We start from the raw sequence: 3,596 nt of genomic DNA on the forward strand, positions 1-3,596 counted from the left end.
CCCCCGCGTGGCCTGCCCGCCGGCCCCGGCGGCTACGGCCCCCCGGACGACCAGCGGATGCCGGGCGGGTACGGCCCTCCGGACGACCAACGGATGCCCGGCGGCTACGGGCCGCCCGACGACCCGCGTTCGTCCGGCGGCTACCCGCCGGAGGAGCCGCGCTTCGACGGTTTCGAGGCCGGCCGGCACGGTCGCGCCGACATGACCGCCGAGATCCGGATGCCGGAACGGGACCTGCGTGACATGCGCCGTGGTCCGGCCGGTCCGCCGCCGATGCCGCAGCCGGGCATCGGTGGTCCGCCGATGGCCGGCCCGCCCGCCGTCGCCGGCCCGCCGGTGGCCGGCCCGCCGATGGCCGGTCCGCCCGGCAGCGACCTGTACCGGGTCGACCAGATCCGGCGCAGCTTCCAGGTGCGCCGGTTCGGCAGCGGGTACGACCCGGACCAGGTGGACCGGTTCTTCGAGACCCTGCTCGGTGGCATGCAGCGCCGCAACCCGATGCCTGTCGACCCGAAGGACCTGGACACGCTCCGGTTCGGCCTGGTGCCCGGCGGCTACTTCGAGGCTGAGGTCGACGCCGCCCTCAAGGACGTGCAGGACATCCTGTTCGGGCGCTGAGCCCGACGCGTACGCGACGAGGGCCCGTCCCCCGGGTGGGGGCGGGCCCTCGTCGTACGTCGACCGGGTCGTCCGGCGGGGTCAGGAACGCAGACCGTTGCGCCGCAGCACGGCGTCGCCGATCACGATGATCAGCAGCAGCGCGGCCAGGCCGACCAGCCAGATGTCCTCGACCCTGCCCTCGTGGTTGCCGCAGACCATCGCCAGCAGCGCCAGCGCGGACAGCACCGCGCCGATGCGCCCGGCCTTCCGGTGCCCGGGCTTGTGCTGGTCTGGCGACGTTACCGGCTCGCTTCCTGCCACTGTCGGTCCTTCCCTCGCGATCGGATCTTTGGTTAGTCTGGCACGCCTCGTGCCGGGCCCGGCGCAGGGTCCGACCAGATGGAGGGGACGACGTGACCCGCGAGGAGGATCGGGAGCTGCTGAAGGCAGCCTACGAGGCGTGGGAGTCCGAGGACTGGCTGCAGGCGGGCGAGCTGCTGGAGCGGTTGGTGCGGCGGCACCCCGACCACCCGAGGGCAGGGGTCTGGTGGTACGACGCGGCGCTGGCGTACAAGTTCCTGCGTAACTGGGCGAAGGCGTATGAGCTGGGCCGCGAGGCGGCCGCCCGAGCGGACCGCGACGCGCAGGACCCGGCCTTCTGGAACCTCGGCATCGCGGCGACGATCATGGAGGACTGGGCGACCGCCCGGTACGCCTGGCGCGGCTTCGGACTGACCGTGCCGGACGGCGACGGCGAGATCGTCGCGGACTTCGGAGTCACTCCGATCCGACTCGGTCCGGCCGGCAACAATGAGGTGGTCTGGGCGCAGCGGCTCTGCCCCACCCGAGCCCGGGTGCTGAACGTGCCGACCCCGGAGTCGGGCCGCCGGTTCGGTGAGGTCGTGGTGCACGACGGCGCGCCGAACGGGGAGCGCGTGGTGAACGGACGGACGTACTCCGTCTTCGACGAGCTGCTGCTGTTCCGGGCGTCCACGCTGCCGACAGCCACCGTCCACGTCACGGCCGAGACGCCGGAGGACGTCCGGGCTCTGGCGGCGCTGTTCGATGAGCACGGGTACGCGGCGGAGCCGGCCAGCGGAGTGCAGCTCATCTGCTCCTGCTGCAGCGAGGGGAACGTGTCGCAGGACCCGGACCACCAGGTCGGTGGCGCGCAGCAGGTAAACGTGGCGGCCCCGGCCGACGAGATCCCCCGCCTGATGGACGCTTGGCGCGCGGCCGCCCCGTCCCGTCGGAGCTGGACGTCTCCGGCCGCGAACTGACCGGCGGCGGGCGGGCCTTCCGACCCCTTGAGGGCGGGCGGAACGGCACTACCGGCGTCGCGGGGCGGCGGTCAGACTCCCTCCGGTAGCGTTTGGCGTACACCTGATTGTCTGTTTGAGGGGGACTGTGCGGTGCGAGTGACCGGAACCGGGCACGCCAGTATGCGGATCGACACGGCCGCGGGCAGCATCCTGTGCGACCCGTGGGTCAACCCGGCGTACTTCGCCTCGTGGTTCCCCTTCCCGGACAATTCCCTGCTCGACTGGGAGACGTTGGGGCAGGTCGACTACCTGTACGTCTCCCACCTGCACCGGGACCACTTCGACGCGAAGCACCTGCGGGACTTCGTCTCCAAGGACGCCACCGTCCTGCTGCCCGAGTTCCCCACCTCGGAGATGGAGGACGAGTTCCGGGCGCTGGGCTTCACGAAGTTCCTCAAGGCGCCCAACGAGCAGGTGGTGGAGCTGCCCGGCGGCCTGAAGGTCATGATCCAGGCGTTGACCAGCCCGACCGACGGCCCGATCGGCGACTCGTCGCTCTGGGTGGAGTACGACGGGGTGCGGCTGCTCAACCAGAACGACGCCCGCCCCACCGACCTGAGCGTGTTCGCCGAGTTGGGGCACGTGCACGCGCACCTGCTCCAGTTCTCCGGCGCGATCTGGTATCCGATGGTCTACGAGCTGCCGCAGGCGGCGAAGACGGCGTTCGGCAAGCAGAAGCGCGACCGGCAGTTCGACCGGACGTGGCGCTACATCGACGACCTGAAGGCCGACCACGTCTTCCCGATCGCCGGCCCGCCGTGCTTCCTCGACGACGCGCTGTGGCAGTTCAACGACATCCACGGCGACGAGGGCAACATCTTCCCCGACCAGTCGGTCTTCCTGTCGGAGTACGCGAAGGTCGGCGGCACCAACGGGATCGTGCTGCTGCCGGGGAGTGTCGCGGAGGTCACCACCGAGGGCGCGAGCACCACCCACCCGGTGCCGGTGCAGGAGTTCTTCGCGAACAAGGTCGCCCACCTGGAGGAGATGCGGGAGCGCAAGCGCCCGATCATCGAGGTGGAGAAGGCGTCCTGGCGGCACCCCGAGGTGGACGTGCTCGGGGAGATGAAGCGTCGGATCGAGCCGCTGCTCGACGAGTCGATCTACCTGGCCAAGGGGGTCGGCGGCCCGGTCCGTTTCGACCTGGTCGGCTACGACGGCGAGAGCGTCGAGTCGATCGTGGTGGACTTCCCGGGCAAGGAGGTCCGGCCGTACGCCGACGAGAAGGTCCGCTACCGGTTCCGGACCGAGCGGGCGCTGATCGAGCACCTGCTCTTCATCGACGAGGTGGACTGGGTCAACTCGCTCTTCCTGTCCTGCCGGTTCTCGGCGGCCCGGATCGGCCAGTACAACGAGTTCGTCTACGCGTTCTTCAAGTGCCTGTCCGAGGAGCGGCTCCAGTACGCCGAGGGCTGGTACGACGAGCACGAGCGCACCACCGACGCCGAGGACATCACCCTGGGCGACTGGGTGGTGCAGCGGCGCTGCCCGCACCTGAAGGCCGACCTGACCCGTTTCGGCATCGTCGAGGGCGACCAGCTCACCTGCCAGCTGCACGGCTGGCGCTTCGACCTGCCGAGCGGCCGCTGCCTCACCAGCGTGGGCCACAAGGTGCGAGCCCATCGCGTGGACGCGGAAACCCCGGCCCCCGCCGGCGAAGCCGCGATCTAACCC

General features: G+C 70.9%; 3 protein-coding genes and 1 pseudogene. 3 read left to right on the plus strand and 1 reads right to left on the minus strand.

Annotated elements, in window-relative coordinates:
• Positions 1–618 (plus strand): annotated as a pseudogene (locus FHG89_RS09855) (DivIVA domain-containing protein); the annotation flags it as partial.
• Positions 619–699: 81 nt separating this feature from the next.
• Here the strand turns inward: FHG89_RS09855 and FHG89_RS09860 are convergent.
• Entirely contained in the window at positions 700–921 is a 222-nt protein-coding gene (locus tag FHG89_RS09860) for a DUF2631 domain-containing protein (RefSeq protein ID WP_139584070.1), read from the minus strand.
• Between the two features lie 92 nt (positions 922–1,013).
• Here FHG89_RS09860 and FHG89_RS09865 point away from each other — a divergent pair, with 92 nt between their 5' ends.
• Both FHG89_RS09865 and FHG89_RS09870 read left to right on the plus strand, forming a co-directional pair.
• Complete coding sequence (locus tag FHG89_RS09865; protein ID WP_139584071.1) at positions 1,014–1,880, plus strand: tetratricopeptide repeat protein; 867 nt, start codon at positions 1,014–1,016, stop codon at positions 1,878–1,880.
• A 132-nt stretch (positions 1,881–2,012) separates the two neighbouring features.
• Positions 2,013–3,593 carry a Rieske 2Fe-2S domain-containing protein gene (locus tag FHG89_RS09870; RefSeq protein ID WP_139584072.1) on the plus strand — a complete coding sequence of 527 codons (1,581 nt, stop codon included), beginning with the start codon at positions 2,013–2,015 and terminating at the stop codon, positions 3,591–3,593.
• Positions 3,594–3,596 lie beyond the last annotated feature (3 nt).

Source organism: Micromonospora orduensis, from assembly GCF_006228125.1.
Taxonomy (GTDB): Bacteria; Actinomycetota; Actinomycetes; order Mycobacteriales; family Micromonosporaceae; genus Micromonospora; species Micromonospora orduensis.